This window comes from Dyella kyungheensis (assembly GCF_016905005.1).
Classification (GTDB): domain Bacteria; phylum Pseudomonadota; class Gammaproteobacteria; order Xanthomonadales; family Rhodanobacteraceae; genus Dyella; species Dyella kyungheensis.
Genome location: NZ_JADIKC010000005.1, coordinates 372,637 through 393,930, shown reverse-complemented (window position 1 = coordinate 393,930; position 21,294 = coordinate 372,637). Strand labels below are relative to the sequence as shown.

At 64.9% G+C, this 21,294-nt stretch carries 26 protein-coding genes; 11 read left to right on the top strand and 15 right to left on the bottom strand.

What is annotated here, in order from left to right; translation table 11 throughout:
* Positions 1-42 precede the first annotated feature (42 nt).
* The gene (locus ISP20_RS13175) at positions 43-600 is read left to right on the top strand and encodes a methyltransferase (protein WP_204636542.1); all 558 of its coding nucleotides are present in this window, start codon (positions 43-45) and stop codon (positions 598-600) included.
* On the opposite strand, the gene ISP20_RS13170 is transcribed toward ISP20_RS13175, so the two are convergent.
* The 3 genes from ISP20_RS13170 to ISP20_RS13160 are packed head-to-tail and all read right to left on the bottom strand — an operon-like array spanning position 590 to position 4,690.
* Positions 590-1,882 carry a c-type cytochrome gene (locus ISP20_RS13170; protein ID WP_204636541.1) on the bottom strand — a complete coding sequence of 431 codons (1,293 nt, stop codon included), beginning with the start codon at positions 1,880-1,882 and terminating at the stop codon, positions 590-592. The two genes, ISP20_RS13175 and ISP20_RS13170, sit on opposite strands and share 11 nt — an antisense overlap.
* On the bottom strand, positions 1,879-4,167 hold the full coding sequence (locus ISP20_RS13165; protein WP_204636540.1) for a xanthine dehydrogenase family protein molybdopterin-binding subunit: 2,289 nt from the start codon (positions 4,165-4,167) through the stop codon (positions 1,879-1,881). The genes ISP20_RS13170 and ISP20_RS13165 overlap by 4 nt, the downstream gene beginning before the upstream one ends.
* Before the next feature lie 43 nt (positions 4,168-4,210).
* Positions 4,211-4,690, bottom strand: coding sequence for a (2Fe-2S)-binding protein (locus ISP20_RS13160; RefSeq protein WP_204636539.1), 480 nt, complete (start codon positions 4,688-4,690; stop codon positions 4,211-4,213).
* Between the two features lie 143 nt (positions 4,691-4,833).
* Here ISP20_RS13160 and ISP20_RS13155 point away from each other — a divergent pair, with 143 nt between their 5' ends.
* The 4 genes from ISP20_RS13155 to ISP20_RS13140 all read left to right on the top strand — a co-directional run bounded on the left by ISP20_RS13155 (position 4,834) and on the right by ISP20_RS13140 (position 7,508).
* Positions 4,834-5,967, top strand: coding sequence for an XdhC family protein (locus ISP20_RS13155; RefSeq protein ID WP_204636538.1), 1,134 nt, complete (start codon positions 4,834-4,836; stop codon positions 5,965-5,967).
* Entirely contained in the window at positions 5,964-6,593 is a 630-nt protein-coding gene (locus ISP20_RS13150) for a nucleotidyltransferase family protein (RefSeq protein ID WP_204636537.1), read from the top strand. Before ISP20_RS13155 ends, ISP20_RS13150 begins: the two co-directional genes overlap by 4 nt.
* Before the next feature lie 65 nt (positions 6,594-6,658).
* Positions 6,659-7,243, top strand: a complete 585-nt coding sequence (locus ISP20_RS13145; protein ID WP_338031001.1) for an alpha-ketoglutarate-dependent dioxygenase AlkB — start codon at positions 6,659-6,661, stop codon at positions 7,241-7,243.
* A 103-nt stretch (positions 7,244-7,346) separates the two neighbouring features.
* Positions 7,347-7,508 carry a hypothetical protein gene (locus ISP20_RS13140; RefSeq protein WP_204636536.1) on the top strand — a complete coding sequence of 54 codons (162 nt, stop codon included), beginning with the start codon at positions 7,347-7,349 and terminating at the stop codon, positions 7,506-7,508.
* A 6-nt stretch (positions 7,509-7,514) separates the two neighbouring features.
* On the opposite strand, the gene ISP20_RS13135 is transcribed toward ISP20_RS13140, so the two are convergent.
* The 3 genes from ISP20_RS13135 to ISP20_RS13125 all read right to left on the bottom strand — a co-directional run bounded on the left by ISP20_RS13135 (position 7,515) and on the right by ISP20_RS13125 (position 11,034).
* Complete coding sequence (locus ISP20_RS13135) at positions 7,515-8,060, bottom strand: type 1 glutamine amidotransferase domain-containing protein (RefSeq protein WP_204636535.1); 546 nt, start codon at positions 8,058-8,060, stop codon at positions 7,515-7,517.
* 118 nt (positions 8,061-8,178) lie between these two features.
* A complete protein-coding gene (gene ku / locus ISP20_RS13130; protein ID WP_204636534.1) occupies positions 8,179-9,108 on the bottom strand; it encodes a non-homologous end joining protein Ku in 930 nt (309 codons plus the stop codon).
* A 102-nt stretch (positions 9,109-9,210) separates the two neighbouring features.
* Positions 9,211-11,034: a CHASE3 domain-containing protein gene (locus ISP20_RS13125; protein WP_204636533.1), complete on the bottom strand. Its 1,824-nt coding sequence runs from the start codon at positions 11,032-11,034 to the stop codon at positions 9,211-9,213.
* A 273-nt stretch (positions 11,035-11,307) separates the two neighbouring features.
* Here ISP20_RS13125 and ISP20_RS13120 point away from each other — a divergent pair, with 273 nt between their 5' ends.
* Entirely contained in the window at positions 11,308-11,589 is a 282-nt protein-coding gene (locus tag ISP20_RS13120; protein ID WP_204636532.1) for a hypothetical protein, read from the top strand.
* A 92-nt stretch (positions 11,590-11,681) separates the two neighbouring features.
* On the top strand, positions 11,682-12,377 hold the full coding sequence (locus ISP20_RS13115; RefSeq protein ID WP_204636531.1) for a hypothetical protein: 696 nt from the start codon (positions 11,682-11,684) through the stop codon (positions 12,375-12,377).
* 65 nt (positions 12,378-12,442) lie between these two features.
* On the opposite strand, the gene ISP20_RS13110 is transcribed toward ISP20_RS13115, so the two are convergent.
* The 7 genes from ISP20_RS13110 to ISP20_RS13080 form a co-directional block, all read right to left on the bottom strand.
* Positions 12,443-12,625, bottom strand: coding sequence for a CsbD family protein (locus tag ISP20_RS13110; RefSeq protein WP_204636530.1), 183 nt, complete (start codon positions 12,623-12,625; stop codon positions 12,443-12,445).
* Between the two features lie 188 nt (positions 12,626-12,813).
* Entirely contained in the window at positions 12,814-14,751 is a 1,938-nt protein-coding gene (locus ISP20_RS13105) for a response regulator (protein ID WP_204636529.1), read from the bottom strand.
* A complete protein-coding gene (locus ISP20_RS13100; RefSeq protein ID WP_204636528.1) occupies positions 14,738-15,613 on the bottom strand; it encodes a sensor histidine kinase in 876 nt (291 codons plus the stop codon). Before ISP20_RS13100 ends, ISP20_RS13105 begins: the two co-directional genes overlap by 14 nt.
* Complete coding sequence (locus ISP20_RS13095) at positions 15,606-16,622, bottom strand: ATP-binding protein (RefSeq protein WP_204636527.1); 1,017 nt, start codon at positions 16,620-16,622, stop codon at positions 15,606-15,608. Before ISP20_RS13095 ends, ISP20_RS13100 begins: the two co-directional genes overlap by 8 nt.
* Complete coding sequence (locus tag ISP20_RS13090) at positions 16,613-17,008, bottom strand: anti-sigma regulatory factor (RefSeq protein WP_204636526.1); 396 nt, start codon at positions 17,006-17,008, stop codon at positions 16,613-16,615. Before ISP20_RS13090 ends, ISP20_RS13095 begins: the two co-directional genes overlap by 10 nt.
* Before the next feature lie 5 nt (positions 17,009-17,013).
* Complete coding sequence (locus ISP20_RS13085; protein WP_204636525.1) at positions 17,014-17,376, bottom strand: STAS domain-containing protein; 363 nt, start codon at positions 17,374-17,376, stop codon at positions 17,014-17,016.
* Between the two features lie 3 nt (positions 17,377-17,379).
* Positions 17,380-18,237: an STAS domain-containing protein gene (locus ISP20_RS13080; RefSeq protein ID WP_204636524.1), complete on the bottom strand. Its 858-nt coding sequence runs from the start codon at positions 18,235-18,237 to the stop codon at positions 17,380-17,382.
* Positions 18,238-18,397: 160 nt separating this feature from the next.
* On the opposite strand from ISP20_RS13080, the gene ISP20_RS13075 reads away from it, so the two are divergent.
* Positions 18,398-18,769: a response regulator transcription factor gene (locus tag ISP20_RS13075; protein WP_204636523.1), complete on the top strand. Its 372-nt coding sequence runs from the start codon at positions 18,398-18,400 to the stop codon at positions 18,767-18,769.
* 5 nt (positions 18,770-18,774) lie between these two features.
* On the opposite strand, the gene ISP20_RS13070 is transcribed toward ISP20_RS13075, so the two are convergent.
* Positions 18,775-19,005, bottom strand: a complete 231-nt coding sequence (locus ISP20_RS13070; RefSeq protein ID WP_204636522.1) for a hypothetical protein — start codon at positions 19,003-19,005, stop codon at positions 18,775-18,777.
* A 210-nt stretch (positions 19,006-19,215) separates the two neighbouring features.
* Between ISP20_RS13070 and ISP20_RS13065 the strand changes: the two genes are divergently transcribed.
* Positions 19,216-19,662, top strand: coding sequence for a ferritin-like domain-containing protein (locus tag ISP20_RS13065; RefSeq protein WP_204636521.1), 447 nt, complete (start codon positions 19,216-19,218; stop codon positions 19,660-19,662).
* 151 nt (positions 19,663-19,813) lie between these two features.
* Here the strand turns inward: ISP20_RS13065 and ISP20_RS13060 are convergent, their stop codons facing one another.
* Positions 19,814-20,035, bottom strand: coding sequence for a hypothetical protein (locus tag ISP20_RS13060; RefSeq protein ID WP_204636520.1), 222 nt, complete (start codon positions 20,033-20,035; stop codon positions 19,814-19,816).
* Between the two features lie 227 nt (positions 20,036-20,262).
* Between ISP20_RS13060 and ISP20_RS13055 the strand changes: the two genes are divergently transcribed.
* Positions 20,263-20,601: a glycine zipper 2TM domain-containing protein gene (locus tag ISP20_RS13055; protein WP_204636519.1), complete on the top strand. Its 339-nt coding sequence runs from the start codon at positions 20,263-20,265 to the stop codon at positions 20,599-20,601.
* Between the two features lie 85 nt (positions 20,602-20,686).
* A complete protein-coding gene (locus ISP20_RS13050; protein ID WP_204636518.1) occupies positions 20,687-21,205 on the top strand; it encodes a hypothetical protein in 519 nt (172 codons plus the stop codon).
* The last annotated feature ends 89 nt before the right edge of the window (positions 21,206-21,294 follow it).

Genomic DNA, 21,294 nt, shown 5'->3' with positions numbered 1-21,294 from the left:
TCGAGACGTTGCGATGCCATGCACGGATTCAAGGGAGACCCCGTGAAGATCGAAACGCTAGCCATCCTGCTTTTCGCCGCATGGTTCCTGTCGGAACTGGCCATCCTGCGTACCGCCAACGATCGAAGCGGCTCCAACGTCGACCGGCGATCCATGCAGCTATTGGCCTCCAGCAACCTGTTTATTCCATGGCTTTGCATTGCTCTCTATCTTTTTGGCATCGGCGCAAACGCTTTTCCGCCCGCGATCAAGATAATCGGCGTGGCAATCATGCTGCTCGGGTTCTGCATCCGTTGGGCCGGCATGTGGACCTTGCGCAAATTCTTTTCGGCGAACGTGGCGGTGCAAAGCGACCATCGCCTGGTCATCCAGGGCCCTTATCGATTCGTGCGCCATCCGGGCTATTTCGGCGGATGGCTGGCCTTCGTGGGCCTGGGCCTCGCGCTGGGCGACTGGCTCGCGCTGGTGTTATTGACCCTATTGACGATACCGGCCTTTCTTTATCGCATCGACGTCGAGGAAAACATGCTTCGACAAGCCTTCCCCGATTATTCGTCCTATGCCTTGAAGGTAAAGCGGTTCGTGCCGTTTATTTGGTGATGCGGCGCTTCGCCACCTCGGATGCGCTGAGCGTTCCCTGCTGACCGCCAAAATGGCCGACTACATAATTGGATAATGCCGCGATCTCCGCATCGGAATACGCGCGACCAAACGAAGGCATGAAAATACGCTGGCCGCTCACGTCCAATTGCGTGCCATGCAGGATCACCTGGGTCAGGTTCGTCGCGTGCGGATCGCGCACGGATCGCAAGCCGGTGAGCGCGGCGTAGTCCGTCTGACGTCCCTGCCCGCTATCCAGATGGCAGCCCGCACAAGCACCGACGAACAATTGCTCGCCAAGACTGGCGCTGGTCGGCAATGCGGTGGCGGCCAGCGGAGCGTGCTCGGGCACGCCACCCTGCTGCGGCTTCACCTCCCGCAAGTACGCAACCAGCGCAGTGAGATCCGATGGCGTGAGGTATTGCAGGCTGTATTCCACCACTTCGCCCATCGGACCGGACGCGGTGCCGCGACCGGCAGCGTGGCCCTTGGAGAAATAATCGATCAGCTCCTGATCGCTCCACGCACCGATGCCGTGCTCCTTGTCGGACGTGATGTTATAGGCCTTCCAGCCTTCCAACTCGGCGCCGGCCAGCGCTTCGCCGTGCTTCATCGCAAACGCGGCATTCCTCGGCGTATGGCATTCGCCGCAATGGCCCAGCGCCGTGGCCAGGTAGGCGCCGCGATTCCACGCTTCCGATTTGCCGGGCACGGGCTGGAAGCGCTCTTTCTTCAGGAACACCGCATTCCACAGGCTGATCGCCCAGCGCTGATTGAACGGAAACGACAGATCGTTCGCCGGCGCCGGTGCGTGCACGACTGGCAAGCTGAACAGATACGCCTTGATCGCCAGGATGTCATCGCGACTCAGCGCGGTGTACGAGGCGTACGGAAAAGCCGGATACAACGGACGCCCATCCTTGTCGACGCCGGCATGCAGCGCGCGCACGAAATCGTCGTCGCTCCAGCCGCCGATGCCGGTTTCCTTATCCGCGGTGATGTTGGATGAGTAGATCGTTCCGAACGGAAGCTTGAACGGCACCCCGCCCGCATACGCCGCACCGCCGGGCACGGTGTGGCAGGCGGCGCAGTCGGCCGCGCGCGTGAGGTATTCGCCACGCGCCATTTGCGCAGTGAGGTCGGGCGGTGTGCCCGCCCCGGCCGGCTGTGCAAGCGATTCGTCGCCGCTGTGCGTCACGGTCAACAATGCGTAGCCGGTGAACACGACGGCCACCAGCACCACGATGCCGACGACCACGGCAATGGCACGTCCGATTCTCATGTCGGCGTCCTCACGATGGCGGCGAGCGCGTCCGATGCGGCAGAAGGATCCGGAGTGGTTGCCGACAGCACTGCGTCCAGCGCGTGCTTGTCCTGCACCAGTGCCGACGTATCGATGGGCAGCGTCCTCAGGCGCACGCCGGTGGCGGCGAAGATGGCATTGGCCAGGCTCGGCATGGCCATCACGGTGCCGGTTTCGCCGATACCGCCCGGCGTTTCGGTACTGGGCACGAGGTAGACCTCGGTGGGCGGCGTCTGGTTCATGCGCAGCACGCGGTAATCGTTGAAGTTGCGCTGCTCGACCGCGCCATGCTTCAACGTGATGCCGCTATACAGCGCCGCGCTCCAGCCGTAGACGAGTCCGCCCTGGATCTGCGCTTCCACGGTGTTGGGATTGATCACGGTGCCGCAGTCCACCGCCGCCACCGCCCGCCGCATGATCACTTCGCCTTGCGGCGACACTTCCACTTCCATCACCACGCAAAGAAAGCTGCCGAACGGTGCCGCCAGCGCGATGCCGCGGCCGTGCCGCGGAGGCAGGCTGCCGCTTCCCCATCCCGACTTCTGTATGGCCAGGTCCAACACGCCCCGTGCGCGCGGGTTGTCACTGACCAGGTCGCGGCGATAGGCGGCGGGGTCCTTGCCGGCGGCGTGGGCGAGTTCGTCGATGAAGCTTTCCACCACGAACACGTTGTGCGTCGGCCCCACGCCGCGCCACCAGCCCACATGCAAACCGGTGGGCATGTCGTGCCGCACCCAGTCCACGCGTAGATTGGGGATCGCGTAAGGCAACTCGGCGGCACATTCGACCAGATCCGGATCGAGGCCGTTCTTGCCCATCGCGCCGGGCGCGAACGTCGCCATCACCGACGCGCCGGTGGTGCGGTCGGTCCATGCCTGCGGCCGCCCCTGATCGTCGAGGGTGGCCGAAATGCGATCGTAGTAGGCAGCGCGATAGCGGTCCTGCGCGATGTCTTCTTCGCGCGTCCAGATGACCTTGACGGGGTAGGCCACCTGCTTGGCAATCGCCACTGCCTGCTCGACGGAGTCCTCGAACAGCCGCCGCCCGAAGCCGCCGCCCATGTACTGGTTGTGCACCTGGATGCTTTCCGCTGGCAGCCCGGTGACCTTCATGGCCACGTCGACACAGCGCGCAGGTACCTGCGTACCCACCCATATCTCGCACGCATCCGGGCGCACGTGGACGGTGGTGTTGAGCGGCTCCATGGTGGCGTGCGCGAGCATCGGCAACTGATAGGTGGCCGAGATCAGCTTGCCCTTCACGTTGCCCACCTGCCCCACTTCGCGGCCAAGGATCGGCGTGCCATGTTCGGAGGCGTCGGCCAGATCCTTGAACAGTTGCTCGGTGGTGAAGGCGCCGTTCGCGCCCGGATCCCAATGGATGTCCAGCGCCTCCAGACCCTTCTTGGCCGCCCAGAAATGCTCGCCGATCACGGCGACGGCATTGTCCAGCTTCACCACGTCGATCACGCCGGGAATCGCGCGAGCGCGCGTCTCGTCCACCGAGACCAGCTTGCCGCCGAAGGTGGGGCTGGCCTGCACGGTGGCGACCTTCATGCCGGCCACGCGGATGTCCATGCCGAACGCCAGCGTGCCATCGACCTTGCCTGGCGTGTCGACCCGACGCAGCGATTTGCCAATCAGCTGGAATTGCTTGGGATCCTTCAGCGGCGCCTTGGCGGGAGGCGTCAACTGCCCGGCCGCGTCGGCCAGCTCGCCATAGCTCAGGGTGCGCCCACTGGGGGTATGCGTAACCACACCGTGCGCGGTGGTGCATTGGCCGGGGTCCACCTTCCAGCGTTGCGCGGCGGCCGCCACCAACATGGAGCGTGCTGCGGCACCGGCATCGCGCAAGGTGGTCCAGCAAAAGCGAATGGTGGTGGAGCCGCCCGTCGCCTGGTCGCCCAGCAGGGGGTTGGTGTAGAGCTTGCGGTTGGGCGGCGCATGCTCGACCGCGATCTGATCGAGCCCCACGTCCAATTCTTCGGCCAGCAGCGTGGCCTGGCCGGTATAGGCGCCCTGCCCCATTTCAATGCTCGGCATCACCAGTTGCACGCTGCCGTCCCGGTTTACCCGCACGAAAGCGTTGGGCGCAAACTGCGGATGATCGGCATCGAGGCGTGCGTGCTCGGGAAATCCCCAGACATGTCGTGCCCCACCAAGCGATATGAACGCCACCACCAGGCCGCCGCGCTTGAGCCATTCGCGCCGCTGCGGGTCTTGCAGTCCGGGCTCTTCCTGCGCGCGATCAACACGAAGCGTCATGGCGAAGTCTCGACAGTCAGGCGGGAATGGAATCGAACGATGCTCAGGCGATGGTTTGCGGAAGCGTGATCTGGCCGGTGGCGGCCTGCTTGATGGCCGCGCGAATACGCACATAGGTGCCGCAGCGGCAGAGGTTGCCCGACATCGCGCTGTCGATGTCCGCATCCGTGGGCGACGGCTTCTGCGCCAACAGCGCGGTCGCGGCCATGATCTGGCCGGTCTGGCAGTAGCCGCATTGCGCCACCTCGATACCGAGCCACGCCTTCTGCACACGCTGGCCGAGGTCGGTGCCGCCGACGCCTTCGATGGTGGTGATTTTCTTGCCCACCGCGCCGGCCACCGGCAGCACGCACGAGCGCACCGCCTGCTCGTCCAGATGCACCGTGCACGCGCCGCATTGGGCAATGCCGCAGCCGAACTTGGTGCCATTCATGCCGAGCACGTCGCGCAACACCCATAGCAGCGGCATGTCGTCGGGGACGTCGACCTGCGAATCCTGACCATTGATGGAAAGAACGATCATCGAAGACCCCTTGCAAGGCTCGCACACGGTGGCGACTGGCTGCCGGCAATGCCCTCGGCGCCGGCCGCAGCCGGCACCAGGAGTGAAACGGGATGATCTTCCTACGCTGAAAAGAAAGGACAGGTGAAGACCGATCGCCCGTCTTGACGCAGCGTCCACGCGATTCGTTGCTGACTTCCGCCATGAACGTGACGCAGGAATTCGAACCCTTGTACCGCGCCGCCCGGGCATTGGACTGGCGTGGCGGCAGCAGCCCGGCGGCGCTGATCACCATCACGCGCACGCGCGGCTCGACCTTTCGACGAGCCGGGGCGAGCATGCTGGTGATGCGTACCGGAACGCTGGTGTGCGAACTGTCGGGCGGCTGCCCCCAGCGCGATATCGTGCTGCGTGCGCAACGGGCGATGGAGCAAGGTCAGCCGGCCCTGGTCGGCTATGGTCGCGAAAGCAATTTCGACGTGATGCTGGAGACCGGCTGCGGCGGCGAACTGGAAGTGCTGATCGAACCCTGGCAGCAGCCGGACGACCTGCTCTTTCTCGATGCCATTGCACAGCTGCGCGAACGGCGGCAATCCGGCGCAATGGCCTCGGTCTTTGCCAGCAATGGCGATGCGCTGTCGGGTCGCCCGCAGCGACTGGTGCAGGGCGAGCAGACGCTGTGGTCCAACATCGGCCAGCCAGCGCTGGGCGAACGCGTCCTGGCGGAGCTTGCCGTCTCGACCATCGACGGCGGCGCGGCCGTCGCCCGCCCCGTGGAGAGCAGCGGCAGGCACTACGACATCCTGTTGGAATCGCTGCGACCGCCGCTCGCCCTGGTGGTGATCGGCGACGGCGCCGATGCCACCGCACTGGCCCGGCTGTCTCGCCAGCTCGGCTGGCACACGACGGTGGTCAGCCAGCGCGAGCCTCGGCAAGCGCTCGACGGCGCACATCAGCTCACTGCATCGCCGCGCTCACTGTCTGGCCAGGTGAGGCTCGACAGCATGACCGCGGTGGTGGTCATGACCCATCGACTGGAACACGATCTGGCGTATCTGGGTGAGCTGCTCGACACGCCCGTGCCCTACCTCGGCTGCATCGGCTCGCGCCAGCGCGCCGAGCAGATACGCGCCGCCCTGCCACGCCCCGATCCTCGCCTGCGCGCGCCCGCCGGACTGGACGTCGGCTCGGAAACGCCCGAGGAGATCGCGTTGGCGATCGCCGCGGAAATCCTGGCGACACGCAACGGCCGCAGCGGCGGATCGCTGGTGCATTCGCAGGTCTCCATCCACCCATGAGCCGCCATGACCTGCAGATCGGCGCCATCATTCTCGCGGCCGGCAGTGCCAGCCGCTACGGCGCGCTCAAGCAGGTGATCGCCATCGATGGCGAACCGATGGTGCGGCGGATCGCGCGCAACGCCCTGGCCGCGCGGTTGCAGCCGGTGATCGTGGTGGTTGGCGCGCAAGGCGACCGGGTGATCGACTGCCTCAACAACCTGGACGTGGTGGCTGTCGAAAACGTCGAATGGGCGAGCGGCATGGGCAGCTCGTTGTCCGAAGGGGTCAAGGCGCTGATGGCGCAGGCATCGACACTGCAGGCCCTGATGGTGCTGCTGGCGGACCAGCCGGCGATCCGCCTCGACGATCTGGAAAACATGCTGACCGCGCATGCCCAGGCACCCCAGCGCATCCTTGCCTGTGGGCACGAGGGCGCGCTCAGCCCGCCGTGCATTTTCCCCATGACCTATGCCGAAGAACTCAGCGCCCTGCAGGGTCCGCAAGGCGCGCGCTCGCTGCTGGAAAAACATGCGGCGCAGGTCGATGCCTTCGATCTGCCCGCCGCGCTCGCGGATATCGACGAGCCCGACGATTACACCGCCTGGGAAACCGCCCAGAACCGCTCGAGGGCGGACGAGATCTAGTCCTCGATTTCCTGGACCGGCGCCCCCATCTTGCGGACATCGCCACTCGTCCACCGCGCCGTTCCGTGACCCAGTTTTCGCTGTTCCCCCAAGGCCCGCTGGTACTGCTGGACGACTTCAGCGGGCGGATGGTCTACCAGGACAACGTCATCGCGCCGGACGAGGCCGCGGCCTGGCATGCGCACCTGCTCGACAGCCCGATCTGGCGGCAGCAGCGCCGCGTGATGTACGAACGCGAACTGGACGTGCCGCGCCTGACCGCGCATTTCGCCGCCGACGATCCCGGGCTGCCATGGCCGCTCGGCGAGGCGCTCGCGCAGGCATGCGCGGCGACGGGTGCGTCGTTCAACAGCATCGGGCTGAACCTCTATCGCGACGAGCACGATAGCGTCGCCATGCACAACGACCGCCTGGGCGACCTGGTCGACGGATGTCCGATCGCCTTGATCTCACTGGGCGAGACGCGCCGCATGCACATCCGCAGCAAGAAGCATCTCGCGCCCCGACGCCTGGACCTGGATCTGGCGCCGGGCAGCCTGTTGCTGATGAGCTGGGAAACGCAGACACACTACGACCACGGCATTCCCAAGCAGACGCATCCGCTGGGGCCGCGCATCAGCCTCGCCTTCAGGACGCGCAAGCCGGCCTGAGCATGCGCGCCTGAACGGGCGACACGATGCTCACGCCCGCGCGACGCGGCGTAGAACTCCGGCGCGACAGCCTCGTCACACATCTGACCAGGAGGCCGCGAGCATGAGCGCCGACAAGAAGCAAAAACACACACCGCAGCAGCCACCCGGCACCTCCGGCTATCCCGAACCGCAGCCTACGCCGTCCAAGGGCGGGACGATGCCGAACGAACACACGCCGCACGAGCCGCAGAACAATCCGGAGCAGAAGCCCAAGTCGTCCTGATGCCGATCAGGCCGCCAGGCTCTTGATCACTGCATCGACAAAGGCAGGGATGTCGTCCGGCTTGCGACTGGTGATGAGCTGGCCATCCGTGACGACTTCGCGGTCTTCCCAGGTAGCGCCGGCGTTCTCCAGATCCAGGCGCAGCGAAGGCCATGACGTCACCGTGTGCCCTTTCACCAGCCCCGCATTGATCAGAGTCCAGGGCCCGTGGCAGATCGCGGCGATAGGCTTGCCCGCATCGCCGAAGGCCTTGACGAAATCCACCGCCTTCTGCAGCTGCCGCAGGTTGTCCGGATTCATCACGCCGCCGGGCAGCACCAGCGCATCGAAGCTTTCGGCCTTCGCCTGATCCAGCGACTGGTCGACCGCGACCTTCCTGCCCCAGTCCTTCTTGTGCCAGCCGGTGATCTCCTGCTTGCCATCCGGTGCGATCACCGTGACCTGGGCGCCGGCTTCCTCCAGCAGTCGCTTGGGCTCCATCAGCTCCGATTGCTCGAAGCCGTCGGTGGCGAGCAGCGCAACTTTGCGGCCTTTGAGTTTGCTCTGGGTCATCACGTTCCCTCTCGTCAAGGTGAGTGCGCGATGCTGCAGAACGCCTCATACGACACGCGTCGGTTTTGCGTTTCGATCGCGTGACGAGCCAGCGGCGAGTCAGTCAGCCGTGCAGCGATCAGGCCGAACGCCGTGGCGCGCGCTTGCGCGTCGATGTCTTCTTCGTCGCCTTGGCGGTGGCGCGCTTGCTGGCCGTGCCGCCGCCCTTGGGCTTGGCGCGCGACGCGGCCTTCTTGGCGGGCGTGCGCTTCTTGCTCGCCAGGCTCTTCTGCAACAGCGACATGAAATCGACCACGTTGGTGCTGGCGTTCTCCGCCATCTCCGACTCGTCCTCCACCAGCGGCGTCACCACGCCTTTGGACTTCATGCGCTTCTCGATCACCTTGTGCAGGCGATTGCGGAATTCGTCGCGGTAATCGCCCGGCTTCCACTGGTCGGACATGGAATCGACCAGTTGCTCGGCCATCTGCATTTCCTTGGCGGTAATGCGGTAACTGGCCGTCTTGCCGGCGGGCAATGCGTAGTCCCCGACGTCCACCAGCTCCTGCGGGTAGCGCAGCAATACCAGCAGCAGGCTGTCCTCCTTGGGAATCACGGCCGAAAGATATTCGCGGGTGCGGATGACCACCCGGGCGATGCCGATCTTGCCGGTGCGCCGCAGCGTCTCGCGCAACAGCACGTAGCCCTTTTCGGCCTTCTTTCCCGGCACCAGCACGTACGGCTTTTCGTAGTACTCCGGCCCGATGGAGGCCGCGTCGACGAAAGCCTCCACCTCCACCGCCTCACGCCCTTCCGGCGAGGCAGACTTGAGGTCTTCCGGCCGCAGCACCACGTAGCTGCCCTTCTTGTACTCGTACGCCTTGACGATGTCCTTCCACGGCACTTCCTCGCCGGTATCGGCGTTGACGCGCTCGTAGCGGATGGGCGTATTGCTGCGGCTGTCGAGCATGCGGAAATGCAGGTCCACGCGCCGCTCGGCCGGCATCACCGATACCGGCACGTTCAACAGGCCGAACGACAGCGTGCCGTTCCAGATCGGGCGAGCCATGGCCGGACTCCTCATGAGGCGAATCGTGAGCAAAAGCCCTGCGGCGTGATTCCGCGGTGAGCCATGCGTGAAATCGCCGGAGAGTCGCCGGTTTCGTTTCAGCTAGCCGCGTTCGGCGGCGCCCTCGTTGATCGCGGCCAGCATCTCGCGACCCAGCTCCACCATGGTGAACGGCTTGCTGATCAGACGCACGCCCGCGTCGAGGATGCCGTTGTGGACGATGGCATTGCGGGTATAGCCGGTCATGTAGACCACGATGAGTTCCGGATAAAGCTCCTTGGCACGCGTGGCCAACTGGCGCCCGTTCATGCCGGGCATCACCACGTCGGTCAGCAGCACGCTCACATCGGGATGCGCTTCCAGTTCGCGCAGGGCGGCTTCCGCAACCGCCGCTTCCACCGCCTCGTAGCCGATCTCACGCAGTGCATTGACCACGAACAGGCGAACGTCCTGGTCGTCCTCCACCACCAGCACCTTGCGATGCGCGTGGATCGCCTCCTCGCCGTGGATGTCGACGCCTTCGTCCAGCGCCTCGGAGAAATCGCGCGGCAGATAGAGCTTCACCGTGGTGCCGACGCCGAGTTCGCTGTAGATCTTGATGTGTCCGTGCGATTGCTTGACGAAGCCATGCACCTGGCTGAGTCCCAGGCCGGTACCCTTGCCCAGCTCCTTGGTGGTGAAGAACGGATCGAAGGCCTTCTGCATCACCTCGGCCGACATGCCGCCGCCGGTGTCGGTGACGGCCACCATCACGTACTGGCCCGCGGTGACTTCCAGGTGCTGCTGCGCGTAGGAGCGATCGAGCACCGTGTTGGCGGTTTCAATGGTCAGCTTGCCGGCGCCACCCATGGCATCGCGACTGTTCACCGCCAAATTGACGATGGCGCTTTCCAGCTGTGCGCGATCCACGAAAGCGGGCCACAGGCCGCCCGTCTGGATCGTCTCGATCTTGATGTTTTCGCCCAGCGAGCGGCGCAGCAAGGCCGACATGTCGCGAATGCAGCGGTTGATGTCGGTGGGTTTGGGTTGCAGTGCCTGCTGGCGTGCGAAGGCCAGCAGTTGCTTGGTGAGTTCGGCCGCCATCATGGCGCCGTTCAAGGCGTTGTTGGCCGGGCCCTGCACGCGCGGATCGTCGCCGGGAAGCCGTCGCAGCAGCAATTCCAGGTTGCCGATGATGATGGCGAGCATATTGTTGAAGTCGTGCGCGACGCCGCCGGTCAACTGGCCGATCGCCTCCATCTTCTGCGCCTGCCGCAGCTGGGCTTCGACGTCTTCGCGCTGCTCGATTTCGTGCTCCAGCGCCTGCACCGAACGGGCCAGCGCGCCGGCATGCTGCTGTCCTTCGCGTATCACCATATAGGCAAGCGCAGCGGCCAGGCCGATGGCGAGCACGATGGCGATCATCAGCAGCAAGCGCTGCGTATCCATCGACGCACTACGCCGGCGCAGCATGTCCTGCTCGCCCTGGTCCATGCCCATCACGACGCTGCGGATCTGCACCATCAGCTGCCGGCCCGCATCGCCCTCGACCAGCTCCTGCGCTGCATCGACCTGTCCGTTGTCGCGCAACTGCACGGTGCGGCCAAGTTCGTCCATCTTCGCGGCAATGAGCTCGAACAACTGCGCCTGTTGTCCGGCCCGCTCGGGACTGAGCGTCACCATGCTGCGCAGCTTGCCTTCACGCACGGGAAGCTGCGTCTTGGCTTCCAGGAACGGCGTGAGGTAGGAGCGATCGCCGGTGAGCAGATAGCCGCGCTGGCCGGTCTCGGCATCCTGCACCAGACTGAAAAGCTCCCACGTGCTCTGTTGCATCTCCAGCGAATGCTGCACCCAATGTTCGGCGCGAAAACTCGACGCCACGGCGAACACGATCAACACGCAGGCGACGCCGAGCAGCATGAAGCCGCCGACGATGCCTCGCCTCATGCGCGAGCGAAGACCCACCGATTCCATCCAACCCCCTGATTGCACCATCGTCCGGCCGCACGACGTGGGTGAGCGGCGCGCTTTTCAGCGGCAGCCTCACTTTTTCGTAACGCGATTTGGCTGATTTTCAACAGTCCGCCGACGCTGTCAATCCCGCCTTTTTGCCGTGCCCGCGCCTGAATTTCCTGCATACGATTTCTTGATACGGTCATCACCTCCGCTGCCGCTACCATGCCTTCATGCGCCACGGTGGCGCCGGCTGGGGGAAGCTGAATGCGTTTGATGGCCACGCGGGAACGAAGCACCACCTCGCTCGACGAGCGGCCCGCCTTCGACGAGGCCATGGCGATCTATCTTCGTAAAGTGGCCGATTGCCGGCGCCGACGCCTGGGCGCGGACTTGCTGCTGGTGCTGGCCTGCGTGTTGCTGGCCAGCAGCGCACTGGCTCCGCCACCGTTACGCCTTGCGCTTTGGCCGGCGGCGTTTGGCGTGGCATGGGCGGGCGTACACTTGGGCGAGCGAGCCGCGCGTGCTCGTGCCCGCCTTCGCTGGTGAGCTGAGCCTATCGTTTGGATACGCCGTCAAACGAGTGCGCCAGCGCACCGGACTTCATCTCCGTCACCACTATGGGTGACTGCAGGCAAGCCATGAATGTTTCGCCGTCGAGCTTCAGCAACGCCATTCCAGGCTGGATGGGCGAAGCTTTCGGCCGCCCCTCGGCCACCGAAGCCATGCAATGGCTGCTGGCCACCATTGGCCAACAAGTAGGTGCCGAGGCATGCCTGGTGGTGCGCATCAATGGCGCCGGCACGCACGGCTCGGTCTCCTCGTTCTACGGTCAATCGCTGCAGACGCTGCCACGCGATCCGCACCCGCTGGGTGGCAGCGCGTTTGAACGCGCGCTGGCCGCGACGGCGCCGTTCGCGCTGGAAGCGAGCACTTTGGGAAGCGACACCTGGCTGGGCAACCGCGGCATCACCGGCGGCGCCATGGTGCCCTTGCAACAGGGTCCGATGAAATTCGGTTCGCTCGGCGTCTATTTCATGCACGACGCCGATGTCAACGAAACGCTGGGCTTGTTGGCCGAACTCAGCATGCTGATATGGCCGCTGCTGTGCTGGCAGATGCTGGGTGCGGAGATCAATGCGGGCGACAGCCAGCAGGCCGCCATGGCTTCGGTACATCGCGCCAACAACATCCTCAGCAATATCGTGCTGCTGACGGATCTCGCACTGGATTCGCCTTGCGGCCGCGACGACGAACGCCTGCGCTCGGTGCTTCAGCGCATTGCCGGCGAAAGCGTGCGCTGCGCCGACGTGCTGCGGGAAATCAGTCCCGGCTAAGCACCCGGCCCGGACAGGGAAGCGGCGCCCTGCCGAGCGCCGCTCTCCCTGAGGAGCCTTACGGTTTAGTGCTTGTCGGCGTCACGCTGACGATCGTGCTCCTTGCCGATCTCCTTCTGCACCTTGCCGGCGTTCTTTTCGATATTGCCGGCCGCTTCCTTCACTGGATTGTTGGTGACCTTGCCTACGCCTTCCTTGATGGCGCCCTTGACTTCGTGCTTGGTGCCTTCGACGCGATTCTTATCCATAGCATTCTCCTGAGCCGCCACATTGCGACGGGATCAGTTTTAGGAATTGCGCAGTGCCCGCCCTGTGAAATTAAAAGAAAGCACGCTGTTGTCGCGCGCGCTTATTCAGCGGCGCAGCCAAGTTGTTAGGACAATGCCAAAGGAGCATGCGCAGCGCGTGCGCATTCATTGGCGAGTCGGCGGCATGCTCAAGCGAGCATGCCGCGCACCTTGCTGAGCAGCTGCTCGATCTCAAAGGGCTTGATAAGGATGTCCATGCCTTCGTCGAGCAGTTCGTTGTTGGTCAAGGCGCTCTCGGCATAGCCGGTCATGAACAGGATCGGCAGCGCCGGTCGCCACGCGCGTGCCGCTTCCGCCAGCTGCCGGCCGTTCATGCCCGGCAGGCCCACATCGGTCAGCAGCAGGTGGATGGCGCTGTCGCCGCGCAGGACGCGCAACGCCGCGTCCACGTCCTCGGCCTCGGTGCATTGATAGCCCGCGTCGGAGAGCAGCTCCCGCGCCAGTGCGCGCAACGAGGTGTTGTCCTCGACGATAAGAATGCTTTCGCCCTGCCCCTGTGCCCAGTCGATGTCGACGTCGGCCTCTTCTTCCACCTGCAATTGTCCGCGTGGCAGGGTGAGCCGCACTTCCGTGCCCACGCCCTGCTGGCTGCAGATGGCCACGCGTCCGCCCGATTGCCGCGAGAAGCCGTAGATCATCGACAGGCCCAGGCCCGTGCCCTTGCCGATCGGCTTGGTCGAAAAGAACGGTTCGAACACGCGCTCGAGCACTTCGGGCTCGATGCCCGTGCCGTTGTCGATCACGGCGACCTGCACGTAGTCGCCGTCAGGCAGTTCCTTGTCGCCGTGCAGCGTCGTGGCGGCGGTCAGCACGCGAATCTCGCCACCGCTGGGCATCGCATCGCGTGCGTTGATGACCAGGTTGATGATGGCGTTTTCCAGCTGGTTCGCATCGACCTTGGCGACGCCGGTGCCGTCCATCAGGTCGAAGCGCAATTCGATGTGCTCGCCGATGGTCCGGTGCAGCAAGTCGCCAAGCGAACGCACCAGCTGATTGATGTCGACCGGCTTGGGGTCGAGCGGCTGTTGCCGCGCAAAGGCCAGCAGGCGATGCGTGAGCGACACCGCGCGGCGCGCCGAACCGAGCGCCATGTCGGCGAAACGTTGCACCCCTTCCACGCGCCCTTCGGCCACGTGGCGGCTCATCAGGTCGATGCCGGTGATGATGGTGGTGAGCAGGTTGTTGAAGTCGTGCGCGATGCCGCCGGTGAGCTTGCCCAGCGCATCCATCTTCAGCGCCTGGTGCAGTTGCGACTCGGTGCGTTCGCGCTCGGCGATTTCCAGCGCAAGCTGGGTATTGACCGATTCCAGCGCCGCCACGTGGCGTTGCTCGCGCCGCCACTGCTCGGTGACGTCCTCGACGAAGACCAGGCCGAGGTCCGGAGCCCGATACGGCGCGATGCGCCACTCGATCCGGCGCACCACCTCTCGCAGCCGCATGGAAAAGGTGCCGCGCCAGCGCTTGCGCTCCGCCAGATGGCCGCGCAACTGATCCAGCGTGTCGTCCTGCCCCGGCTCGAATGCGGCCGGCAGCTTGCCCGGGTCGACCGCGCCATCGAGCAGGCGCACGAACGCGTCGTTCGCCTCATGGATGACGAAGCCCGAGTCCATCACGGCGATGGGCGCGATGGCGCTGGTGAAGATTTCACGGAAGCGCGCCTCGCTTTCCAGCAAGGCATCTTCCGCGCTGCGCACGCGCAGCAGGGTGCGCAGCGTCGCCAACAGCACGTCCGGGTCCACCGGATGGATGAGATAGGCATCGGCGCCCGCATCCAGTCCGGTGATCAGATCGCCGGTCTCGATCGACGCGGCCGAGACATGGATCACCGGCAGCAGGCGCGTACCGGGCTGGCTGCGCAGCTGGCGCACGATGTCGAAACCGCTCATGTCGGGCAGGTTCACGTCGAGCACCAGGGCGGCGAACGCATGCTGCTGCAACAACATCAAGCCTTCCGAGCCGGTGCCCGCCTCGATCACCGGATAGCCGTGGCGCTCCAGCACGCGTCGTATCGAATAACGGGTCGCCGCGTTGTCGTCGACGATCAGCAGCGGACTATGGCGTGGCATCGATGGCGCCCTCCGGAAGCTTGAGCGGGAGAACCACGAAGAACACCGAGCCTTCGCCCGGCGTACTGTCCATGCCGACGTGGCCGCCCAGCAATTCCGCATAGCGCTTGCACAGCGCCAGCCCCAGGCCGGTACCGCGCAGGCGTTTCTGCAGGGGCGAGTCCAGCTGGCTGAAATCCTTGAACAGGTCCTGCCGCAGATCGGCCGGAATGCCGATGCCGGTATCGCGCACGGCAAAGCATACGGTGCCGTCGTCCTGCAGATGCGCCGATACCTTCACGGTGCCGCGCGGGGTGAACTTCAGCGCATTGGAAATGTAGTTGCGCAGGATCTGCGAGAGCTTGCGATCATCGGTATACAGCTTGGGCATGCCTTCGGGATCTTCGAAGATCAGGTCGGCCTCGGTCATTTCGGTGATCGGACGGAAGGTGCCACGCAAGGCGGCGAACAAATCCATCATGTCGAACCAGGCCGGCGAAATGGTGATGCGGCCGGCCTCGATCTTGGCCAGGTCGAGCAGATCGTCCACCATCTCGCTCAGCTCGCGCGCCGCCACCGAAATGTAGTTGACCTGGCGATGCTGCTCAGGCGTAAGGGGCCCATCCATTTCATCGGTGAGCAGCCGCGCGATGCTCAGCACGGAGCCCAGTGGCGTGCGAAATTCATGGCTCATGTAGGAAAGGAAGCGGCTCTTCAGCTCCGAGGCCTCGCGCAGTTGCTCGGCCTGCTTGTCCAGCTCCGCATAGAGCGCCACCACGCCCTGATTGGTTTCGTCCAGTTCGGCGCGCAGCGCCTGGGCCTCGCCGCGCAGGCGTGCCAGTTCGTCCTGCAGGGTGGACCCGGGCTCGTTGGATTCAGACATGCGTGCGCTCCAGGGCGACGACCATCACGGTGGCATCGTCGCGATTTCGGTTGAAGTCGCGATGCAGCACCGCCGCGATGACCGCCGGGTGACGATGCAGCAGCCCCGGATAGTCCGCCATGCGCCAGCGGGACTGCAGCCCATCGGAATGCATGATCAGCAGCTTGCCGATGATATCGCCGAAATCGAAGGTCTGGGCATGCCTGAATTGTGCGCCCACGATGCCCGGATGAGAGGCCAGGCCTCGCGTGACCTCGGCGCTGACGACGCAGGCCGAGATGTTGCCGATGCCGGCGAAGCGCAACGAGCCCTGCGCGGTGTCCACCCGGGCGACCGCTGCGGCGCCGCCGCGCGTGCCCATCATCGAGCGGTGCATCTCGTCCATCATCACGGCCGGTTCCGCCTGCGGATGGTCGGCAAAGGCCTTGACGGCCGCAGCCGCAGCCACCGATGCCGCCTCGCCGTGACCCAGCCCATCCACCATCATCATGGTCCAGACCGTGTCCTTGACGGCCAGCGCCCAGCTGTCGCCGCAGAAGTGTTCGCCATGCAGCGCGGTCTGGCTCACGCCGAAGCGGATATCCTCGTCGGCCTGCTGGCGCGGGAACAGTCGTGCCAGCACCACCGAGCCGCGTTGATCCGAATAGACGTCCATCAGCTGCGATTGCCGAACCACCGCGCCCAGGCCGATGCCTTGCGTGCCGCCGGTCGAGAACCCGTCCTGCAGACAGGCGGCGAGATGAAATCCCGGCCCGCGGTCGACCGCAACAATCTCGACCCCGCGCACGCTGCGTCCTGGAATCTCCCGCAGGTGAAGGATGCCGCCCTGGCCATGCTTGATGACGTTGGTGGCCAGTTCGGTGGCCACCAGCGCCACGCGGCCGCCGTCCGAGGCTTCGAAACCCGTGTCCGTAGCGAGCTGCTGGGCCCAGCGGCGGGCCTGGCCCACTTGCGTGACCTCGTCGAGGGTGATGCTGAGCGCCGGCGAACCAGCCAGCGTCAGTTCCATTTGGTGATGGTGACGCGCGTACCCTGCCCGGGCGCGCTTTGGATATCGAACTGGTCGACCAATCGCTTGGCGCCCGCCAGCCCCAGGCCGAGGCCGTTGCCGGAGGTCCAGCCGTCCGTCATGGCCTGCTTGATATCGGGGATGCCCGGGCCGTTGTCGCGAAAAACCAGCTGCACGCCTTTGCGTGCGCCCTCCTCCACGATGGCCCAGTCCATGTCGCCGCCACCGCCGTAGATCACGGCGTTTCGTGCCAGCTCACTGACCGCGGTGACCAGCTTGGTCTGGTCCACCAGGCGCAAGCCGCATTCCAGCGCCAGTTTTCGCACGGCCTGGCGACCGAGCACGACATCCTGCTCGGATCGAAGGGCAAACGTTCCGCTGCGCATGCTGCTCATTGATTCTGTACACGCTCGCGCAGGAGCTGCATGCCGCGTTCGACATTCAATGCCGTACTGACGCCTTGCAGCGTGAGCCCCAGCTCGACCAGGGTAATGGCCACCGCGGGCTGCATGCCGACCACCACGGTCTCCGCGTCCATGATGCGCGACAGTCCCGAGATCATGCCGATCATGCGGCCGATGAACGAGTCGACGATATCCAGCGCCGAGATATCGATCAGCACGCCTTTGGCCGAGGTCTCGTTGATCCTGGTGGAAAGATCGTCCTGCAGTGTCATCGCCAGTTGGTCATGCATATCGACCTGGATGGTGACGAGCAGAAAGTCGCCCATGCGTAGAATGGGAATGCGATCCATGGGTCACTCGGCTCGCGTCACGGTCAGCCCGGAGCGCTTGAGCGCCAGTGCCAACGCATCCGCCAGGTTGGCCTTGGTGACGATGCCGCCGAGGTCCAGGCCCAGATGCACGATGGTCTGCGCGATCTGCGGACGGATGCCGCTGATGATGCAGTCCGCGCCCATCAGTCGAATGGCCGTCACGGTCTTCAGCAGGTGTTGCGCCACCAGCGTATCGACGGTGGGGACGCCGGTAATGTCGATGATGGCGATGTCCGAGCCGGTCTCGACGATGCGCTGCAACAGCGATTCCATCACCACCTGGGTGCGCTGGGAGTCCAGCGTGCCGATCATCGGCAACGCCAGCACGCCATCCCACAGCTTGACCACCGGCGTTGACAGCTCCAGCAATTCCTCCTGCTGGCGCATGATCACCTCTTCGCGCGATTTCTGGAACGCGCGGATGGTATGCATGCCCAGCAGGTCGAGCAGCTCGGAGACGGCCCAGACCTCGTTCGACAACGCCTTCGGGTCGCCCGCATAGGTGGTCTGCAGCTGATCGAACAACGGCCTCTTCAGCGAGAAGATGAAACGCGCCGTATGCTGCGAATCCAATCCGCGCTGGGCACGACTGCGCGAGAGCAACTCCAGGAACTGCCGCGACTCCGCCCATTCGCCCCGGGACAAATCGGCCGCATCGCCGACGGCCGAAGCGGCCACCAGCAGGCGAAGGAAGTCCTTGGCCTGTGCGCTCACTTCGTCGCGCGTGATGCGGTTGTCCGACAGCGACCCTTCCTGCTCCAGGCCCGCTATCCAGGCGGTCAGCAGAGCCGACTCGTTTTGCTTGATCGCGTCGATGGTCGCTTGCTTGAGAATCGACATGGGTGCCTCCCGTGGAAATCGTTTCATCTTCCGGGAAGGCGCCACGCTTTGGAATAGCCAGCGAAGAAAACTTCAGGCATAGCGGGAATTTGACATGGCCTTGACGCATTCGTGTTTAGACAGGGCTGTTGAGGCCCTATGTCGCCCAAGCCACGCATCCATGAGCTCCGATCACGTTCTGACCATTCTTCTCGTCGAAGACGACGACGGCATCCGCACCATTGCCAGCGTGCTATTGGAATCGGAGGGCCATCAGGTGTTCGCCATGGCCACCGGCGAACTGGCCCACGAGTGGCTGGCACAACGCCAGCCCGACGTGCTCTTTGCCGACGTCAACCTGCCGGGCATTGGTGGCGCGGAACTCGCCCGCCTGGCGCGACAGGCCAACCCCGACTTGCGCATCCTGCTGACCTCCGGCGAGGCCATGCCCGATCCGGCCTGGCTGGCCTCGGGCGGCCACTATCTCAACAAGCCGTATGATCGGCGCACGCTGCTGGCCGCCATCCAGGCCACCGCCAAGGCCGTGGCCTGACGCGATCACGAGAACTGCGGCGGCGGACCGCCCATGCCCACCTCGGCCACCATCCGGCGAATGCGATGAAGCACCCATTCGTGGTCCTCGTGCGCGGCGTCGCGCAACACTTCTTCCGCCAGCCCTGAAAATTCCTGCCAGAACGACTGCGCCTCGGGATACTTGCGCGCCAGCGCGCGCGCGTAGCCCTGCAGTCGTTCGAGATCGCTGTCGAGGTTCTCGCGATTCTTGGTCATGGGGCGAGTTGTAGCGGGATGATGTGATACGCCGCGTCGCAATCGTGTCGGCTGAGCGTGATGCATGGTCGCCGTGCAGGCGATTGTCCCAACGCCAGCCAAATGTCCGGGTCGAATCCGCGTGCCGCCGCGGATATTTCACATGCGAGCGGCAAGGTGCTCACGAACCGACCGCCATCGTCGTTACACACCAACGACGAGGTTACCCCCATGAGTCAGCACGATCACGAAATCAAGGTACTGAACGGTCTCATCGAAACCACCATCGACAGCGTGGACGGTTACGCCGAAGCCGCCAAGGACGCCGAAAATCCCCAGTTCCGCGACCTCTTCCTGACCCGCGCCGCCGAACGCCGCCAGATCGCTGCGCGCCTGCGCGAAGCCGTGCGTCGCGAAGGCGGCGATCCTGCCGACGACGGCACCGTGCTCGCCTCGGCCCATCGCGTGTTCACCGGCTTGCGCAGCTCGATGAGCCATGGCGACAAGGCAGTGGTCGACGAAGTCGAGCGCGGCGAGGATCACATCAAGGCGAAGTACGACGATGCGCTCAAGGACGACAAGCTGTCGCTCTCGGCGCGTGAGGCGATCCAGCAGGCGTATGCATCGGTCCGCCAGGGCCACGACCAGATGAGTGCGATCAAGCATTCGATGCAGTAACCGTTCGATGCCATCGGGATCGTCGATGCGGTCCCGATGGCAGCTCACCCCTGTGGGAGCGCACTTGTGCGCGACAAGCGTACGAAGCGGTGCGTAGCGACGCTCCCGTCGCGCACAAGTGCGCTCCCACAGGATTTGCCAGTGTTGCTGATCACATATGCGGCTGCTGGTCCGGCGGCGGCACCGGATCCTTGATCGGCACCGGCGGCGGTTCGGGATCGGTCAACGGCGGACGCTGCGGCGTCGGCGGCGGAGGCTCGGGTTGCACGGGCGGCTCCGTCGGATTCGGCGTTGCCGGCGGCTTGACCGGATCCGGTGTCGGCGCAGGCACTTCGCCCTGCACCACGTACGTACTGAATGTCTCGATGATCATGCTGCGACTCCTGCTCGACGCGAACGCATCGTCGCGGCCCGTCGCTGAACTGCGTGCACGCGATGCGTGAACAAGCGCATTCACGGCAGCGGTATCGCCAGCGTTCATCCCCGTCTACACGGCACCGCGATGTCGGCAACCGCAGCTGACTCGCGCCGCCGAATTTGACCAGCCGCTCACTCCCGGGGGCGTTAGCTCCTGCAGGCGACACAACGGAGAACTCTGCCATGAAAACGCGCGCCATCACTTCCTTCGCCATGGTCCTGGCCATCTGCTCGAGCGCGGCTTTCGCGCAGACGTCGCAACCGCAGACCCGCACCGTCTGCGAAGACGTCCCGGTGAAGCAAATCAACTCCAGCGATACGCATCGCGTGGCCGGCACGGCGATTGGCGCCGTGGCGGGCGGCGTGTTGGGCAACCAGGTCGGCGGCGGCAAGGGCAAGACGCTTGCCACGGTGGGTGGCGCGGTCGCGGGCGGCGTGGTCGGCAATCAGGTGCAGAAATCGCACCAGGACAAGAACGCCACCTATGCCACCGAGCGCCGCTGCCATCAGGAGCAGTACTGACTCGCGCCGAAGTGAATCAAACGAGGCCCTGGATGGCGCCGCCACGAATCACCAGACGTCGATCCACTCCAAGGAGAGCTGCTGCATGAACACGTCCGTCTACTGCATGGCCCGTACGCCCGAGCAAGCCGAAGTGATCCTGCTCGAACTCAAGCAGGCAGGCTTCACCAACAACGATATCTCGGCCTTGCTGCCGGATCGTCGCGGCACCAAGGACTTTGCCCACGAGCACAGCACCAAGGCGCCGGAAGGCGCAACCGCGGGCGGGATCGCCGGCATGGGTGTGGGCGCTGCGCTGGGCTGGCTGGCCGGCATCGGCGCGCTGGCGATTCCCGGCGTCGGTCCGTTCATTGCGGCAGGCCCGGTCATGGCCGCGCTGGGCGGCGCCGCCGTGGGCACGGCCACGGGCGGCGTGGTCGGCGGCCTAGTCGGCATGGGCATGCCGGAATTCGAAGCCAAACGCTACGACGCGAAGATCCGCGAGGGCAACATCCTGATCTCCGTGCACACCGAGAGCGGCCAGCAGAAAGACGTGGCCAAGGACGTCTTCAAACGCAACAATGCCGACGATATTTCCACCGCCTCCGAGGCACGAGTGCACTGAAACCGTGCTCGTTTTGACGCCAGCTGACTCCGGTCAGCAGCGGCAACGAGGTTTTCACATGTGGCTCACGATGGGAACGATCTGATCCC